The 18,357-nt window shown below is 45.6% G+C and carries 17 protein-coding genes; 15 read left to right on the top strand and 2 right to left on the bottom strand.

What is annotated here, in order from left to right; all coding sequences use genetic code 11:
• Positions 1 to 107: 107 nt before the first annotated feature.
• The 12 genes from larC to FHS16_RS23630 all read left to right on the top strand — a co-directional run bounded on the left by larC (position 108) and on the right by FHS16_RS23630 (position 13,545).
• Positions 108 to 1,157 carry a nickel pincer cofactor biosynthesis protein LarC gene (gene larC / locus FHS16_RS23575; RefSeq protein WP_312891059.1) on the top strand — a complete coding sequence of 350 codons (1,050 nt, stop codon included), beginning with the start codon at positions 108 to 110 and terminating at the stop codon, positions 1,155 to 1,157.
• Between the two features lie 84 nt (positions 1,158 to 1,241).
• Positions 1,242 to 2,561: a glucuronate isomerase gene (locus FHS16_RS23580; RefSeq protein WP_246431920.1), complete on the top strand. Its 1,320-nt coding sequence runs from the start codon at positions 1,242 to 1,244 to the stop codon at positions 2,559 to 2,561.
• Positions 2,562 to 2,803: 242 nt separating this feature from the next.
• Positions 2,804 to 3,931, top strand: a complete 1,128-nt coding sequence (locus FHS16_RS23585) for an SGNH/GDSL hydrolase family protein (protein WP_183568732.1) — start codon at positions 2,804 to 2,806, stop codon at positions 3,929 to 3,931.
• A 271-nt stretch (positions 3,932 to 4,202) separates the two neighbouring features.
• Positions 4,203 to 5,981, top strand: coding sequence for a sensor histidine kinase (locus tag FHS16_RS23590; protein ID WP_183568735.1), 1,779 nt, complete (start codon positions 4,203 to 4,205; stop codon positions 5,979 to 5,981).
• Positions 5,959 to 6,747: a response regulator transcription factor gene (locus tag FHS16_RS23595; RefSeq protein ID WP_183568738.1), complete on the top strand. Its 789-nt coding sequence runs from the start codon at positions 5,959 to 5,961 to the stop codon at positions 6,745 to 6,747. Before FHS16_RS23590 ends, FHS16_RS23595 begins: the two co-directional genes overlap by 23 nt.
• 111 nt (positions 6,748 to 6,858) lie before the next feature.
• The gene (locus FHS16_RS23600) at positions 6,859 to 8,184 is read left to right on the top strand and encodes an extracellular solute-binding protein (protein ID WP_183568742.1); all 1,326 of its coding nucleotides are present in this window, start codon (positions 6,859 to 6,861) and stop codon (positions 8,182 to 8,184) included.
• A gap of 92 nt (positions 8,185 to 8,276) precedes the next feature.
• Positions 8,277 to 9,158 (top strand): carbohydrate ABC transporter permease, encoded by an 882-nt coding sequence (locus FHS16_RS23605; RefSeq protein WP_183568745.1) that lies wholly within the window; start codon positions 8,277 to 8,279, stop codon positions 9,156 to 9,158.
• Positions 9,159 to 9,225: 67 nt separating this feature from the next.
• Entirely contained in the window at positions 9,226 to 10,053 is an 828-nt protein-coding gene (locus tag FHS16_RS23610) for a carbohydrate ABC transporter permease (protein ID WP_376769699.1), read from the top strand.
• Between the two features lie 188 nt (positions 10,054 to 10,241).
• Positions 10,242 to 10,787 carry a hypothetical protein gene (locus FHS16_RS23615; protein WP_183568751.1) on the top strand — a complete coding sequence of 182 codons (546 nt, stop codon included), beginning with the start codon at positions 10,242 to 10,244 and terminating at the stop codon, positions 10,785 to 10,787.
• Between the two features lie 272 nt (positions 10,788 to 11,059).
• Complete coding sequence (locus FHS16_RS23620) at positions 11,060 to 11,674, top strand: TetR/AcrR family transcriptional regulator (protein WP_183568754.1); 615 nt, start codon at positions 11,060 to 11,062, stop codon at positions 11,672 to 11,674.
• 9 nt (positions 11,675 to 11,683) lie between these two features.
• Entirely contained in the window at positions 11,684 to 12,493 is an 810-nt protein-coding gene (locus FHS16_RS23625; RefSeq protein WP_246431921.1) for an AraC family transcriptional regulator, read from the top strand.
• Between the two features lie 80 nt (positions 12,494 to 12,573).
• Positions 12,574 to 13,545, top strand: coding sequence for a proline dehydrogenase family protein (locus tag FHS16_RS23630; protein WP_183568757.1), 972 nt, complete (start codon positions 12,574 to 12,576; stop codon positions 13,543 to 13,545).
• Positions 13,546 to 13,660: 115 nt separating this feature from the next.
• On the opposite strand, the gene FHS16_RS23635 is transcribed toward FHS16_RS23630, so the two are convergent.
• The gene (locus tag FHS16_RS23635; RefSeq protein ID WP_183568760.1) at positions 13,661 to 14,458 is read right to left on the bottom strand and encodes a Nif3-like dinuclear metal center hexameric protein; all 798 of its coding nucleotides are present in this window, start codon (positions 14,456 to 14,458) and stop codon (positions 13,661 to 13,663) included.
• Positions 14,459 to 14,667: 209 nt separating this feature from the next.
• Here FHS16_RS23635 and FHS16_RS23640 point away from each other — a divergent pair, with 209 nt between their 5' ends.
• Entirely contained in the window at positions 14,668 to 15,558 is an 891-nt protein-coding gene (locus FHS16_RS23640; protein WP_183568763.1) for an ROK family protein, read from the top strand.
• Positions 15,559 to 15,727: 169 nt separating this feature from the next.
• Here FHS16_RS23640 and FHS16_RS23645 read toward each other — a convergent pair whose 3' ends face one another.
• Positions 15,728 to 16,081, bottom strand: coding sequence for a LuxR C-terminal-related transcriptional regulator (locus FHS16_RS23645; protein ID WP_183568766.1), 354 nt, complete (start codon positions 16,079 to 16,081; stop codon positions 15,728 to 15,730).
• A 415-nt stretch (positions 16,082 to 16,496) separates the two neighbouring features.
• Between FHS16_RS23645 and FHS16_RS23650 the strand changes: the two genes are divergently transcribed.
• Both FHS16_RS23650 and FHS16_RS23655 read left to right on the top strand, forming a co-directional pair.
• Complete coding sequence (locus tag FHS16_RS23650) at positions 16,497 to 17,669, top strand: sensor histidine kinase (protein ID WP_183568769.1); 1,173 nt, start codon at positions 16,497 to 16,499, stop codon at positions 17,667 to 17,669.
• A complete protein-coding gene (locus FHS16_RS23655; RefSeq protein WP_183568772.1) occupies positions 17,653 to 18,357 on the top strand; it encodes a response regulator transcription factor in 705 nt (234 codons plus the stop codon). The genes FHS16_RS23650 and FHS16_RS23655 overlap by 17 nt, the downstream gene beginning before the upstream one ends.

The raw sequence follows: 18,357 nt of genomic DNA on the forward strand, positions 1-18,357 counted from the left end.
AACACCACTCTACGCAAGATCATACTCACGGCCAAGATGATAAACACGATCACGACCATAGCCATAGCCATAACCATGGGCATGATCACGAAGTTGATCAACAGCATATACAGGTCCATACTCACGTCCATAATCATACTCACGAACATAAGCATGATCATACTCACGAACATAACCATGATCATAACCACACGCATGTACATCGAAAAGCATCGGACATTTTGAAAATGATCCAGTCCTCAGATTTGCCTGATCGCGTGAAAAAGAGAAGCTTGTCCATCTTTCAATTCATTGCTGAAGCGGAAGGAAAGATCCATGGCATGGATCCGGCCGATGTCCATTTTCACGAAGTAGGCGCGATGGATTCGATTTTGGATGTCATTGGTGTTTGCCTTGCACTGGAGAGCCTTGACGCCTCCACTATTATCGTTTCTCCTGTGCCAACAGGAACGGGGAAGCTGCGTATGGCTCACGGTTTATATCCGATTCCTGCTCCTGCTACGGCAGAGCTGCTGCGCGGTGTTCCATTATCTGAGTTCACGGCTAAAGGGGAATTGACTACGCCGACCGGTGCAGGAATCGTCAAAGCGCTTGCCTCAGCCTTTGGTCCATTGCCCGCGGGAACGATTGATCGAATCGGATACGGTGCAGGCACAAAAAACTTCGAGCATCCTAACGTTGTCCGAGCGGTGTTATACGAGCAGGAACAAGAGAAAACATGTTATGAAACAATAGTCGTACTTGAAGCGCAGGTAGATGATTCAACCGGTGAGACGCTTGGCTTTGCAATGGAAAAGCTGTTCGAAGTCGGTGCTCTGGATGTGTATCATACGCCGGTTTATATGAAGAAGAACCGTCCTGGCGTCCTTGTCACCGTACTATGCCATCCTGCAAGCAGCGCAATTTGCGAGGAGACGATGCTTGCAGAAACATCGACGTTCGGCGTACGCAGGAGCGAATGGAAGCGCAGGGCGCTTGCGCGTCAGTGGGTTCAGGTGGAAACGCCTTTCGGACTAGTGAGAGTGAAGCAAGCTCTTGAGGGAGAAACAATCATGCGTCAATCGCCGGAATATGAGGATGCCGCTCAAGCCGCAAGATCGTTCGGCGTTCCTCTGGAAACGGTATACCGCGAAGTTTATAAACAGCTCAACGATTAAAAACAGGAAACTAGCATTGCAAGCGTCATGAAGCCATAAAAAGAAAATAATCCGCTCCGTTTTACCAACGTTGTTATCTATCGAATGTACAACAATCTACTTTATATTCACATAAACGGAATAGCTAAGAAAAGGGGAATTAATCTGAGTACAAAGCTGGATTTGAATTTGGTTGATCTTAGGCAGACGGTTGAGCGCTTGGCTCTCAACACGCCCGTTACCGACATGCATACGCATTTATATGCGCCTGAATTCGGGGATTTGCTATTATGGGGCATTGATGATTTATTGACCTATCATTATTTAATCTCAGAGTCGTTCCGGTGGTCGGAGGAAGAGTACAGCCGCTTCTGGTCGATGTCCAAAAGAGAGCAAGCGGACTGGATCTGGAAGCTTCTTTTCCTAGATCATTCACCGGTGAGCGAAGCGGCATCCGGCTTCATTACGATTCTCAAGCGACTGGGACTTGACGTATCTTCTCGAAACTTGGATGATTATCGTCAGGCACTTGAGAAGCGCACGGTACGCGAACAAGTAGATACGGTCATGCTGATCGCGGGAATTGAGAAAATCGTCATGACAAACGACCCGTTTGATTCTGCTGAACGCCCTGTCTGGCAATCTGGCAAAGGCAAAACGGACCCCCGCTTTTACGCTGCGCTTCGGGTGGATGCACTGCTAAATGACTGGCCCCTAGCCGTAAACGAGCTTCAAAGTCTAGGTTATGACGTACAGGCGGAGTGGACAGAGCGAACAAAAGAAGAAACACGCCGGTTTTTATCGGAATGGATCATTCGTATGGACGCTCTCTATCTTGCTGTTTCCATGCCAGGCGACTTCAAATATCCAGCGGATGACCATCGAAACCAAATGATAAATCAGGTCATGATTCCGGTATGCCAAGAGCAAAATATTCCGTTTGCGCTCATGATCGGCGTTCGAAGAAAAGTGAACCCCTCGCTTGGATTGGCTGGGGATATGAGCATGCATGCCGATGTTTCGGCAGTGGAAGCGTTATGCCGCCAATATCCCAATCAGAAGTTTCTCATCACGATGCTGGCAAGAGAAAACCAGCATGAACTTACGGTACTTGCCCGAAAATTCCGCAATTTGATGATTTTCGGCTGCTGGTGGTTTCTCCACATCGAGTCAATGGTCGAAGAAATGACGCGTTTCCGTTTAGAGCTTTTGGGCACTTCAATGATTCCTCAGCACTCTGATTGCCGCGTCTTCGAGCAGTTGATCTATAAATGGGAACATTCCAGAAGAATCATTGGGAATGTACTGGCGGATAAATACGAGAAGCTGCATCATAGCGGGTGGATCGTGACGGAAGAAGAAATCCAAAGAGACCTGGACGATATGCTGAATCGGAATTTCTGGCGCTTTCTTGGCAAAGAGTAATCATAGGCGAGCGTAGAAGCATGGGCTGCGGCTCCATGATGAAGCATATAGGCATGGGCTGCGGCTCTATGATGAAACCTATAAACATCAGCCGTTTACGAGGACAGAGGTAAGGGGATTTCCCCTTACCTCTTCCCTGTATTTTGGGGAATATGGATATGAACTTATAAGTAGAACTAACCCCGCCAATGAAAGTATAATGGATTCATTCAACAAGCGAGATGATAGAGGAGGGGTAATCAATGAATGATACAAAACTAAAAGTGTATTCATTATCAGAAATCGATCATTTAAAGGTTCATGGCCGAACGACGAGTAATCTTTCTCCCTTAACTTTGTTTTGGACTGGGAGTGCAATTGAATGCCAGGTAAAAGGTTCAGAGCTATGGATTGAATTTGAGGTTGATTATGATCATTACGAGCCATGGGTGAGCATCATAATTAACGAGGTTCCCGTTAGCAGGCAAATGTTAACTGCCGGAAGATACTGGGTGTGCTTATTTAGAGGGATGAATGAAAGCGTTTTAAAAAATGTGCGTATCATAAAAGACCTGCAGGCGATGAACGCAGATTCGAGCTGTTCGCTGCAAGTTCATGCCGTGAAGAGCGACGGCGAATTTTTACCCGTTAAGGACAAGCCGTATAAACTTGAGTTCATCGGAGACAGCATCACCTCTGGTGAAGGCGCTGTCGGGGCAAAAGCAGAAGAAGACTGGATTCCGATGTGGTTCAGCGCCATTCATAATTACAGCACGATAACCGCAGAAGCGTTGAACGCGGAATATCGAATTATTTCCCAAAGCGGTTGGGGCGTGCTAACGAGCTGGGATAACAATCCGCGTGCGAATATTCCTGATTATTATGAGCAGGTTTGCGGTGTTCTTACCGGAGATAAAAATAAGGCGCTTGGCGCGTTTGAAGAAAATAACTTTGCTGCTTGGCAGCCGGATGTCGTGATCATTAATCTGGGAACCAATGATGGCGGAGCATTCCGATCGCCGGAATGGCGTGATGAGACCACTGGAGAAACCCATAAACAGCGGCTAAATGAAGATGGCAGCTACAATGAAATGGATCTTCAAGCTTTTGAAAGGGCAGCCGAGAATTTCCTCGTTAAAATTAGAAAATATAACAAGGATGCGCATATCGTATGGGCGTATGGAATGCTAGGCATTCCGATGATGCCCGCCATCAGCCGCGCCGTGGATGCATTTGTGAAGAACACGGGAGATCGAAAGGTGTCTGTATTCCAGCTTCCGATTACCACGGATGAAACCGTAGGCGCAAGAAACCATCCAGGCATCTTAGCTCACCAATATGCAGCTAAAGCCTTATCGGGGTATGTGAAGGAGATTTTGTCGGCAAGATAGCACGAATACACGAAAAAGCTCTTCCGAATTGCGGAATATGCACGATGTTGACAGTAACTAAGAAACGAGCCGACCTTCGAGGTTGGCTCGTTTCTTAGTTTAAGCATTGGAATAGGTGCTCCAGTACTCTATACGATTCGTACCAGAAAGTGGGTATTATGCTGTCAACATTAAAAAATGAAAGTAAAAGCTTTAAATCGAAGCTTTCTTTTTTTCTCGTAATTTGTGTATAGTAGTTCCGATATAGCATTGAAAGAAGGGAATGTAGATCGTGAAAAAGCTTGGACAGCTGAATACGCTGCGCAATCAGATATTTATTGGCTTTATGCTCGTTATGATCATTGTACTAGCGTCCGTCGGTGCCTTTACGTATGAACAAGTTTCTGTACTCCTTCGCAACAACGCGGAAAAGCATATTCAGCAAACCGCTGTTCAAGCCATGGGCAAGCTGGATGTGCTGCTAGGGCAAATCGATACGCTCACGGCGCAAGTGGCCACGAACGCATCCATCCAGCAATTATTGGCACAGGAGGCCGATGGTAAGCGGATTAGCTTTGAAGAGAGACAATCGCTTCAGCAGGACGCGCGCAAATATGAAGCATACGCGACGGGCATTCGTTCAATGGAAATGTATACGACGGATTATAGGCGGTTGTTTCCGCTTGATGATATCAGTCTGGACAACCGGGTGCCGATGGCGTGGATTAACCGCGTTGATAGCGGAAAGGGCCGCTTACTCTGGCTAGGTTTCGATCCACAGAATCCGGATGTTGTCGTGGCCATGCGCCATGTTCGACTGGTTGACCGCTCTTTTATCCATGCAGGCTATCTAATGGTCTATATTGAAAAAAGCTATTTCGAGCTGGCTAGCGCGTTGACGGATAACGAAAACAAAACCGGTGAATCCATGGGCCTTTTTGACGGAATGGGGCAAGAAATTTATTCGGATTTCCCAGCTGATGGCGACGCGGGCATGATGCTGGACAAAGGCGGTGAAATCATTGCTGTGGAAGGTGAATCTTATATAGCTGTCCAACAGGAGTCTGAGGTGACGGGCTGGAAGCTGGTCATATTGACTCCCGTAAACTATACGACTGCAGGCATTTCCGTGCTTCGAACAGCAATCATGGTTTCGGCTGCCGTTGGCGGCTTGCTGTTTCTCGTGTTGACCTTTATTTTGTCAACGATGATCACACGTCCGATTCTCACTTTAATTAAAGCCATGCGCGGCGCTAGATTCGGCTTGTTAAAGGCAAATCCGAACTCTTCCTCAACGATGGAAATCAATGAGCTGAACAATACCTATAATCAGATGGTTGATTCTTTAAATGAATTAATCGAGGTCGTTTACCAGAAAGAAATCATTCAGAGTCGCACGGAGTTGAAAGCGCTGCAATCTCAAATCAATCCGCATTTTTTGTTCAACACGCTGGAAGCGTTCTATTGGGAGCTGGACGATAAAGGGGAGGAGGAGCTTGCGCAGATCGTAGTGGCGATGTCGGGCCTTTTCCGTTACGTGATCAATCGAACAGACGATGATGAATGGGTTACGCTCGGGGATGAGCTTGACCATGCGGAAAGGTATTTGAAAATTATGGAGATGCGGATGGTGGACAGGCTCGTGTGGCGCATAGAAGCCGATGAGGAATGCCGCAAGGTGCCTCTTCCCAAGCTGCTCATTCAGCCGATCGTCGAAAATGCCATTCTACACGGCATCGAGCAGCGAGTTGGCATTGGAACAGTTATTCTGCGTGCAGAGCCCTCGAGCCGAAATGGGTATATTCGGATGGTTATAACCGATGATGGCAGGGGCATGGATACGGATACAGTCTTTGGCCTGCTGGCATCGATGAAAGAAGGCCATATAAGCGGATCCAAGGGAACCGGTGTTGGGATATCGAACGTAGAACGCAGGCTGAGGCTGTATTATCCATCCGAAAACAACGGCTTGGATATTCAAAGCGAATTAGGACGGGGAACGACCGTTATGTTTGAAATACCGAATAGAGGGGGAGGGGAAAGTGGCAATGAAGACGATATTGATCGTTGATGATGAACCAAGAACTAGGCAGGGTATTCGTAAAACGTTAGAATCGTGGTCATGCGGACGCTACCGGATAGAAACAGCCTCCAGCGGAGTCGAAGCGTTAAGTTGGTTGCAGCATAATGACGCCAACCTGCTTGTAACCGACATTAGAATGCCAGAGGTTGGCGGGCTCGAATTGGTTGAGAAATTAAACGCAATGGCACATCCGCCAGTCGTTATCGTCATTTCGGGGCATCCCGAATTCGATTATGCTCAAAAGGCGCTTCAACTAGGCGTCATCTCTTATTTGTTAAAGCCCTTGGACAAGCTCAAGCTGGTGCAAGCGGTAGAACTGGCAATGAAACGCGAGGAAGAGCTGAATCGGATCGAAAGGATGGAGAAGCTCTTCGATCCCAAGCTGCTGGAAACGTTGCAAGAAGACAAAACGTATGGCGTGCAGGTGCAAGAAGCGCTTCGTTTTGTAGATGCGCATTTGAGTGAGCAGGTGTCGCTGCGTGCCGTGGCCGATCAGTTGCACATGAATGCCAGTTATTTCAGCGTCCTGTTTAAAGAGCAAACGGGGCTAACCTTCAGCGAATACTTGAGCAGGAGAAGAGTACAGCGGGCGAAGGAGCTTCTGGTAAATACACGGTATTCCATTGCCGAGATTGCAGAGCAGGTTGGATACCAAACGGCCAAATATTTCGTGAAGGTTTTTCGTTCAATTGAAGCGGTAAGCCCTGGACAATATCGCCAAAGCAATCTAAACCCGGAAGAGACGATCCAATAATAGTGGTATTAGTCCCAATGCCTGTGTCCTTACGACGATTGCGAGAACTTGCTACAATTTATGTAAAGCGGTTTCAATTCGCTTACTACTAGAATTAAAGGGGATGTAAACGTGTTCAACAAAAAAAGGGCCATGCTGCTATTATCGGTTTGTCTTGTATTGGTTGTTTCTGGCTGCGGGGCGAACAGCAATGAAGGAACTGGCGGAACAAACGGTGAACCTGCCGAAAACGGAGATAAAGTGACAATAAACTTTATGCATTTATGGCCGGAAGGCGTCTCCGCTGGGCAAAACAAAATCGTCAATCAAATCATTACGGAATACCAGGATGAGCACCCGAATGTGGCGATCAAGCAAGAGGTTTTGGACAACGAACAATACAAGAACAAACTGAAAGTGCTTTCCGCATCTAACAAATTGCCGGATGTTGGCGTTACATGGGCAGCAGGTTTTTTGCAGCCGTATGTGGAGGGGCAGCTGTTCACACCGGTTGATGATTTATTAAGCGGTGAGCTTAAGGACAAGTTCGTAGCAGGCACTACGGAGGCTTATGCGATTGACGGAAAAACGTATGCGCTTCCACTTGAATTCAACATTGCGCCTATTTATTACAACAAATCGATATTTGAGAAATACAAGCTGGAAATTCCGCAGACGTACGAGCAATTAAAAGCTGTTGTAAAAACATTGTCTGACAACGGCGTTGCCCCAATAGCGCTTGGCAACAAGGATCGTTGGACCGGCTCCCTGTGGTATATGTACTTGGCTGACCGGATGGCCGGACAACCAGCATTATCGAGCGCAATAAGCGGAGCAGGTTCATTTAAAGAAGAAGGGCTGCTGAAAGCAGCAGCCGAAGTGCAATCGCTTGTCGACAGCCAAGCATTCGTGAAAGGATTTAACGGATTGTCTAATGAAGAGGCGAAGTCGGAATTTCTAAACGGAAAAGCCGCCATGTACATGATGGGCACGTGGGAGCTGCCAAACTTTACGACTAACGAAGATATTCCGCAGGACTTCCGCGACAGTGTAGGCTTCTTTAAATTCCCGACAGTAGAGGGCGGAAAAGGTGATATTAACAGCTGGGTAGGTGGTCCTGGCGTTGGATTGTTTGTAGGCGAGAATTCCAAGGTGAAAGCAGAATCGAAGGCATTCGTTGAATATTTCGTTACCAAATGGGGGGAGCAATCCGTTACGGGTGCAGGCGTTATTCCGGCAACAAAGGTTGATGCTTCCAACATGGATCTGCCGCAGCTGTACATTGATCTATTTAATGAAATGAATCAAGCAAGCAGCATCACTTTATTCGCGGACGTCCAGATGCAAGCGAATGCTGCCGAAACTCATCTTAATATGATACAGGCGTTATTCGGAAAAGCGACAACACCGGAGAAATTTTCGGAAGAACATGACACAGCAATTGCATCAGGAAAATAAAAGCTGAGCTTATGAAGAAGGAGACATATTCGAAGTTTGATGCCGAATATGTCTTCTCATTAATCAAATATAAAGGAAAGGAGCCGGCCCAATTGGACAAAGTGCTATCGAATAAAAAAATAATTGCATTATACGTGCTGCCGTCTCTGCTTCTTATTCTAGCCATCGTATATATTCCGATCGTGCTGACCGCATACTACGGATTGAATGAGTGGAATGGCATTGGCGCCATGACATTCGTCGGACTTGATAATTATATGGCCTTATTTAAGGATGCAACATTCTGGAACAGTGCATGGCATTCGCTGTTATTGGCTTTATTCTCGGGACTAAGTCTAATGCTTTATCTCGTTGTTGCAATGGTATTGGCCGCTAGAATCAAAGGAGCTCAACTGTTCCGTAAAATTTATCTCATTCCAATGCTGTTGTCATCTGTCGCCATTGCACAGTTATGGCTCAAAATTTATCATCCAACGAATGGCGTGTTGAACACCCTGTTGGAGTCGATTGGAATTGCAAACCCTCCCGCATGGCTCGCCGAGTCCTCGATCGTATTATTTGCTCTGTTTATACCGATTCTTTGGCAATATGCGGGTTTTTATATTTTAATCTATTATGCGGCACTCAAGAACATCCCGGCATCGCTCGAGGAAGCTGCTAAGATTGACGGGGCGAACGCGCTGCAAATCGCTTGGAAGATCAAGCTCCCTCTTGCTATGGAAGTAGTCAAAGTAACGATCGTGTTAGCCGTTGTCGGCTCGTTGAAATATTTCGATCTTATTTTTGTTATGACAGACGGCGGTCCGAGCGGCTCGAGTGAAGTGATGGCATCCTATATGTATCACGAAGCGTTCCGGGCATACGATTTTGGCTACGGAAGCGCAATTGGCTTCTTCCTTCTTGTCATCTGTCTTGCTGTTACTTGGGTCATTCGCAAACTAACTGCCACGAAGGATACGATCCAATATTCGTAAGGAGGAACGCTTCATGATTTCTGGAAACATAAGGAACCCTAATGGGATAGCCGAATCAAAGTCGGGAATGATTTCAAAGCTGGGCTATGCCTTGTTATATGCCGTATTGGCTGCGGTTGCTGCGCTGCAGCTCTTTCCGCTCGTATGGCTGCTGTTTTTTTCTCTCAAAAACAATCAAGAGGTATTCAATCTTCCTCCGTTGTCGCTGCCGATGAATCCTCGCTGGGAAAATTATGCAAAGGTATGGAGTGCAGGAAATATTGATGTTTATTTTCTTAACAGCGTGTGGATTACGATAACGGCTACGCTGTTAACCGTTATTTTGGGAAGCTTGGTCACCTTTGCCGTGACGAGGATGAAATGGAAGGGCAGCTCATTCGTGCTTGGTTTATTTATGGTAGCGATGATGATTCCCGTTCATTCTACGCTTATACCGCTCTTTAGCCTTTTCAGCAAGGTAGGCTTAACCGATCACCCGTTGTCGCTGATTTTATCTTACATTGCATTTAATATGCCGATTACCATTATGATCTTGCTTGGGTTTTATTATGCACTGCCCAAAGAGGTGGAGGAGGCAGCGATTATAGATGGTTGTTCAGTCAACCGCATGTTCGTGCAGATCGTGTTTCCCATGACCAGTTCGGTAATAGCTACCACAGCCATTATTAACATGATTTATAATTGGAATGAATTTATATTCGTCAACACGTTTATCAGCTCAGATGCATACAAGACCTTGACAGTAGGCGTGCAAAATTTTATTGGGCAATATACGACGGACTGGGGCGCAATTGGTGCAACACTCATGATAAGCATTTTACCCATTTTAATTATGTTCCTGTTCCTTAGCAACCGTATAGTTGAAGGCATTGCTGCGGGCTCGGTGAAGGGGTAGTCAAACATTAGATCATGCAAGCTTTAGTAAGGATTAAGAGCTGGTTGCGGGAAATTGTCCGCAACCAGCTTTTTTCGTTGTGTGATACGAAAACTTAAAAACGTAAAGGGAGATGAATGATACTTATAGTCCGTCGACTCTGTTCGTCGAGGTAGATTAATATATTAAAAAAAGGAGTGAATAGAAAAATGTTAAAACTCAAAAATTTCATTAAACCATCTATCTTTATCATCCTTACGCTAGCCTTCATGTCCGGCTGTGGAATCACGGAAAATGCTTCTGAACGCGCAGCCGAAAAACTAATCGAACAATCGACTGGCGTGAAGGTCAATCAAGAAGGCAATGATGTTACTATTCAATCAAAAGATGGGGACATCACGCTTGGCGGAGAATCGGAAAAGCTTCCAGAGGGATTCCCGTTATCCGCTTTTCCCGGTGCCAAGATTGAAAGCTCTATGACTACCGATGGAGAAGACGGCAAACATTATATCGTTGCATTGTCCAGCTCTGAACCAATCGTTGATCTAGCCGCTTTCTATGAAGAGGCACTCAAGGTAAAAGGGATTCAGCCAGAGCGAACGGAACTCCAGGATGAGGAAAACGGCTCTATCCATTCCATATTCATGAATGGAAAAACGGATTTGTTAAATGTGACGGTGCAAATCGTAAAAGACGAGAGTGATAAGGAGAACGAGAGCTTCATGCTCAATTTGATGGTCACACAAACGGAGTAATAGAAAAGTTTATACATGAAGCTGCGAATAATCTTTGGACGAAAACAAAACTACTCTCCTATGCTCTGTAGGTGAGTAGTCTTGTTTAGTTTTAAAGCGTATTTGGAAGTTAGCAAGCTAAACTACCCGGTAGTCAACCATTGGGCAGTTTCAGCCGAAATGCTAAACTTTCCATCCTTTTCAATCTTCTCTCTGTGTGTACTTAATTTACACTGCGTTATATAATGAACAAAATATAAATTAGATAGATTTTAATTAGAAAGGAGAAAGATATGGATCATGCAACACCGCGAACCGATCCCCGTATCGTGCGAACGCGACAATTGCTGAGGGACGCTTTTATTGAGCTGCTGCAGGAAATAGATATCGAGAAAATTTCGGTCAATCGCCTGGCAGAACGCGCCACCATCAATCGTGTTACTTTTTATCTGCACTATCGGGATATTCCAGATATGCTGGAGAAGATGGCTGATGAGATGGTCGAGGACATTCAAAAGGTTCTGAATGAAACGCCGCTTCATTTGAATCCGAACTCGAATGAGGAAGAGTCTTGGCCATTGCTGGTGAATCTGCTAGAGCATCTTTCCAAACATGCGAAATTCTACAAGGTCATTCTTGCCACGCATCGGACGACGATCTTTTCTGACCGTTTGTTAAAGCTGCTTGCAGGATTAGTTACCGATCGAATAGAAAAAAAGGAGGCCGATTCCGTTCGTTCTTCGTTAAATATACAGAAGGATATTGCTATTTGGTACGGATCTTCGGCATTGATTGGAACGATTATCGCTTGGCTTCGCAATGATATGCCCTATACACCGCTTTATCTCGCCAAACAATTTGTTTTGCTGCGGTCAACATCAGCTAAGACGACAAATCCGAATAAATAGGAGGGCATCATGATGTCAGCAGTGGCCTTTCACCGCGATCCATTGTTGCCTTTATTGGAAGCTAAGCAATGCATGAGAAGCGATCTTGCTTATCATAAGCATTTTCATGAGGAATATTCAATTGGATTAATTGATAAAGGAACAACGAACGCTTGGTGCGATGGAAAGCTGCTTCAGGTTGATGAGGGGAGACTGATCAGTTTTCCACCCACCATGATCCATGCTTGTCAGCCTCAAGAAGATTCAGATTGGGAATACAAGATGCTGTATATCAAGCCTGAATGGTTTCAAGGCCTCAAGCAGCGAGAGATTGATCAGCTTTACATCCCTTACTTGCTGGAAGATGGTAAAAATAAAGCTTGTCGGTTGCATTTAAACCGCACGATGGATGCGATAGCTAGAAAAGGCACTCCCCTTGAGATTGAATCGGCTTTAATTGATCTCGTACAAGCGCTTGTCAGCCAGAATGCCTCCGATCTTGAGCATGAATCACCATGCAAACAGGATCAAAAGTATGTTAAAAGCATCAGAGAGTACCTGCATGCGCATTTTGCCGAGCAGGTCACGTTGGAAGGCCTGGAGATCGAAACAGGAATAAGCAAGTTTCATCTCGTACGGTTATTTAAGAAATGGAGCCATCTTCCTCCACATGCTTATCAAATTCTACTAAGAATCAATCATGCAAAGGCAGAGCTGGCGAAGCAAAGACCTATTGCCGATGTAGCGGCTGAGGTAGGCTTTTATGACCAAAGTCACTTTGCGAAGGCTTTCTTTAAAATAGTGGGGACAACCCCGCAAAAATATGCGTTTTCGATTTGAAAGAGAGCAATATTTTACTATACCGATTCCGATCTAACTTGTAAACTAGGTTTACTTGAAAGAAGGAGAGGAAGAGAACCATGCATCTGGGATCAGAATTGGACAAATCATTTACAGCTGCACTTAAAACAATCGCTCGCCGTGCAGATCTAAAGTCTTATGTGGAGAGTACACCGCAGCTGAAGCATGTGCTGCAGCTTGCGGCTGCCAGGTATGTGACAGGTGAGGCACGTCAAGATGGACTTGACGCAGCAGCGAAGCTTATCGCCAAAGGCTATGCGACATCTATTGAATATATTGGTGAGAATACGGCCGATGCCACTGCATGCGAGGCTGCGGCTAGGGAGTTGCTGGCATTAATTCATGAAGTTGGCCAGAATGAAGTCTCGGCACGAGTATCATTCGATCTATCGCATATCGGTCTTCTACTGGATACCGAACTTGCCTATTCACATCTCATGAATCTAGCTCATCAAGCACAGAAGACTGGCGTCGAGCTATTTATTAGCATGGAGGAGTCCTCTAAGACGGATAGGATTCTTTCTATTTATAAACGGGCTGTCTTAACTTATCCGAATATCGGCATAACCTTACAGGCGCAGTTGATAAGAACACCTCAGGATTTGGCCGCTTTGCACGGCACGCCTGGTCGCATCCGGATTGTCAAAGGCGCTTATCAAGAGCCAGATGACTGCATGATTCCTCGTTCTTCCGAGCTTAATCAACGATTTGTTGAGCTTGTAGAAAGCGTTATTCGACACGGGCATTATGTGTCTATCGCGACGCATGATGCGTTCATCATCGAAGAGCTTCTCGATCAGGAATGGTTGTCCAATTCGAATGTAGAGTTTGAAATGCTGTACGGCATACGCCCAGACTTGAGCAGCAAGCTGAAAGCGGCGGGGTATCCGATACGCATTTATCTGACGTATGGCCATGAATGGTACTTGTATCTGTGTCATCGTATTGCGGAGTACCCTCCGAATCTTTTCCAAGCCGTCATAGACACCGTGAGCAATGAGAAAGTAGAGTCAGTTCAGGCGTATGCGTAAAAGCAAATGGATACAAATACAAAGCTCGCCGATCTGTCGGCGGGCTTTGTTCGTCTTCCATTCGCTAGGATGATTACATCAGCTGCGATCCAAGGCTACAGCAGATCACCGTGCCTTACAGCACCTGAAATACCGGATTAGACGCTATAAAGTGAACAGGCAGACTCGGATATGCTCTCCTTAGTTGTTCGGCCAGATAACGCATGCCGGGCTCTTCGCTCTCTGCATGCCCTATGCTTACTAATGCTTTTGGAATGCCATGATTGACAGAATCCCTCACGTATTCGGGTGTTTCCCACTCAGGCCCTTCACCAGCGATGATCAGGTCAACTCCCTTGTCGCGGTAGAGCGGGATAGCGTTAGCTATTCCGCCCCTGTAGCCTACAAGGATGCCGATACGCCTGCAAATCATATGCGGGTCGCCGGCTAAACGCACATAGGGGATAGCTAGCTTTGATTTGACGTATTCCGCAACCTCATCGGCACGCATTTCGCCGGGCATACGGAGAATAGCTGCTGTAGGCAGCATTTCCTCTACGCACGCTTCCAGCTTCAAATCCTGCAGCAGGCCGATCATAATCGGATCAGGCTGTGCGCTGTGGCAATAGTCATGGTGTCGATAGATAACAAGACCCGAGTACTGAACGCGCTTTGTTTTGTTCGCATATACCGGATCACCGATCAATAGCCCGTCAATCGTTCGATGGCTGTAATAGGAGGTTTCATGGGAAATAAGCAAGTTCACGTCCAAGGACAAAGCTTGCTCAATGACCTGCTGAGTTGCCATAAACGTCGTCGCAATTCCGCGTACTTTCATATCCGGAGAGCCGAACTCCAATCCATCGACCGTATTCGCAATAGAGTGGACGGAGGAACGGATGGCATCGACTACATTTCTAATCGTTATTGTCATAGATATAAATCCTTTCTGGATGGGTGGACTCCATCTCCATATACACTTCGATAGAAGGAAGCATACTCCTTTCGCATAAGGATACTAATTGATGATAGGTACAGCGAAATGAAGGTGCATAAAAGGTTGACGAGAAATGAACGAAGCTTCTATAATCAGAAAAACGATTACGTTCTGACATAAATACGAATAGAGGAGCATGCGTACTCATGCGAATTGGAGCAATTGAAGCAGGCGGCACGAAATTTGTATGCGGGATTGGGAATGAAAGCGGTGAGATCGAGGACCGGATCAGCTTTCCGACGGAGAAGCCTGAACAGGTGATGGAGCAGGTTATTTCCTATTTTAAAGTAAAAAAACCGGAAGCGATAGGCATTGGCACCTTTGGACCGATTGATATCGACCGTAAAAGTGCGACGTTCGGCAGTGTTACGACGACTCCGAAGCCAGGTTGGTCAGGGTATCCCTTTCTGGATACGCTTAAGCGTGAATTTCATGTACCATTTGGGTGGGACACGGATGTAAATGCCGCTGCTTACGGAGAGGCAGTCTGGGGAGCTGCTCAGGGACTGGATAGCTGTGTGTATTTCACGATCGGGACAGGAATTGGAGTTGGTGTCTATTCCGAAGGAAGGCTGGTTCACGGCTTAGTTCATCCAGAAGGCGGACATATATTGCCGCGACGTCATCCAGATGACCGCTATGAGGGGAACTGCCCATATCATGGCGATTGCTTGGAGGGGATGGCTGCAGGTCCTGCGATTGAGAAACGCTGGGGCGTGAAAGGCAGCGAGCTAGAAGCTAATCATCCTGCGTGGGCGATGGAGGCCTATTATCTAGGTCAAGCTGTGACGAGCGCGATTCTGATGCTTTCGCCCAAACGGGTCATTTTAGGCGGTGGTGTTATGCATCAAGAGCAACTGCTGCCTATGATTCGTAGCGAGGTAAGCAAAAATCTTAATGGCTACGTCAGCGCAGCGCAGCTGTTGTCCGGAATGGACGATTACATCGTATTGCCTGGACTAGGCGACAATGCCGGCTTATGCGGCTCGCTCGCACTTGGCCTTGCTGCATGGGAGAATAGGGACCAGCAGCAATAACCTCGCGGGAATGATAACTTGTTTTGAATAGAAATCGTTTTGAATAGAAATAGGGTAAAGCGAAACGAATAGCGGTACAGGTGTCTATTCCTGTGCCGCTATTTTCTATTTGGGTCCATGGCTGTTAGTTGGCTGGAGCTTAGGAACTCGGATGATATGCGCGAAACGGTTAGTCGTCTGGATGGTTTTTCTTTGCGGATAATGCATGATGCAGCAGCATCGAGAACAGTTTTCGCATGGAATGCGCACCAATCTTATTCATTAGATTGGCAAGATGATTTTTGACTGTTTTTTCGCTGATGACGCATTTCTCGGAAATTTCGCGATTAGAAAAACCATGGATTACAGATAAGGCGAGTATCTCTGATTCCCGTTGCGTCAGGCGATAAATCAGTGAAAACTCTTGCATTGAACAGTTTAGCTTTTGTGCTACGGAATGCTCCAAAGCCTCGTTTGCGGCAACGCATTTTTGTATGATCAATTCTTCAAGTGATGGTTTCCTGTCTTCATAAGTGAGTTTCATCTATTATGCTTGCTTTCGAGCATCAAACGGATGGAGAAAAAAATACTTGAGAGGAGCAGGAAGCAGCCTAATACGTTCCAGAGTATCCATAGCATGTCGTTAGGTCTCCCTTGAAGTTTTATTCTCATCTGCTAAAGATAAGTGAGTACCAATCTTAATGATTGTCTAAACAATAAATATCTCATTCTTTTGCCTCATTACGGATGAGAAAACTTTTATTCAAATGGTTCCAAGGTCTCTTTCTATTCCTCTTTTATCATTATAAATAATGATAAAGACTTATTCTAGATGAAAAAGTTCACTAAAAAGACATGTGATCCGATGATTCTCGCTGAAATTTGCTTATTCATATGACTAAAGTCATGTTTATGATAAAATATTTGGTAAAACGATCATGTTCTGCGGGGACTTAAATATGGATGTTCAATTAAATCATAGAATGACTCACATCTTGTTTATCATCGTAATCGGTGCAACGGTCTGCTTGTTGTTCCATACTAATCACTACTTTGTTGGGTTGTTATTACTATTAGGCACGTATGTATTAGCGGTTTTCGTTCGGAACTACATCATGAAAGTCAATCTGCAAAGTAAGGCTGGGATGCTATGTTTAATTTTTCAGCTGGCGATAGCTTCTTTGATCTCAATAGGGTCGGAAAGTTTTTTTGCGCAAATCTATATCTTAGTTCTCGTTGGAGAATTTAGCTTTCATCACCGCAGAAGCCATTCTTTGCTCTTTACTATGGCAAGTTATGTTAGTTGTGTATTAGGCCTGTTGGTGTATCGCCAATTTCCCCCTTTTCAAGAGATATTTTATCTGCTGCCGCGTATCGTCGAATACTTTGCGATATTTGGCATAAGTCTGCTTGCCAAAATGGCTGTTCAGCAAAAAAATCAGTTGGTTAAAGACAATGAACAGCTGCGAATTGCATCCATTGAGTTGGAAAAAAAAGTTAAATTACAAGAACGGACTAGAATCTCGCGCGAAATTCACGATTCGGTTGGTCATACATTAACGGCAGCTTTAACGGGCTTGCAAACAGCAACCTATGCGATAGAGAAAAACAACTATGACATAGCAAAAGATATGATCGACCGAACGAAAGGTTATATTCGCAGCGGGTTGGATGATGTGCGCAGCTCCGTGCACTTGCTTCATGAACATTGGCTGGATCAGCCGTTCATACCTGAGCTTATTAAGCTTATCGATGAAACGAAGCTGCAGACACAAGTAGATATTATTTACGACATAGACACACATCTGCCGGATTTGCTGCCAATGACCGAGTTAACCATATACCGTGCTTTACAAGAGGGGCTGACCAATGGCATTCGGCATGGCTCCAGCACTGCTTTTTACTTCCTGCTGAATTATCGTGATGGGCATATCCAGTTTAGATTATCTGATAATGGCAGGTTTCCTTCCCATTTCACTCACGGCTTTGGCTTGAAGGCCATGAGTGAGAGGGTGAAGGAAATTGGCGGAGAGCTATTGATTATGAACAAGTCATCAGAGAGTGGTGTCACGTTAGATATAAGCATCCCTTTCCCAACGAAATCGATGGAACGGAGTGATCAACATTTCTAAAAGAACCATTCTGATCGCAGACGATCAGCCTTTAATTCGCGACGGATTGGCAGCTATGCTCAGCATGGAGGATGAATATGATGTAGTAGCTACAACCGGCGATGGATTGGCTGCGATCGCTCAAGTGCGTTTGCTTCGTCCTGAGCTTGTCTTGATGGACATTCATATGCCTAAGGTTGATGGATTGGAAGCAACGAAGCAGATCAAAGCGGAATTTCCCGAGATTAAGGTGTTGATTCTAACCACCTTCGAGGATGAAGAATACATATGGGAGGCGATACGTCACGGCGCCAGCGGATTTTTAGTTAAAGGAGTCGAGACGAAAAAGCTTTTCTCCATCGTTCAGGACTGCTTAGAGGGGAGAATCAATTATCCCAGCCGTATTCAAACTAGGCTTGTGCAAGCGCTCCGCTCCTCAGAACAAACGGAACAACAATCAACGAAAGAAACAACGGAATCCAATTTTAATCCGCTGCAGGATGATCGGTTGAATGGTTTGTCCTCACAGGAGCGGAATATTGTAAGCCAATTGAAACAAGGGCGATCCAATCAAGCAATTGCTTCCGAATTATTTTTAACAACAGGTACGGTGAAAAATTATTTAAGCGCAATCTATAAAAAACTGAATGTTGCAAGTCGAGCGGAAGCAATGGCCTATCTTCACGATGTGAAAGAGGAGGGGCGGTAA

Source organism: Paenibacillus endophyticus, from assembly GCF_014192395.1.
GTDB lineage: Bacteria > Bacillota > Bacilli > Paenibacillales > Paenibacillaceae > Pristimantibacillus > Pristimantibacillus endophyticus.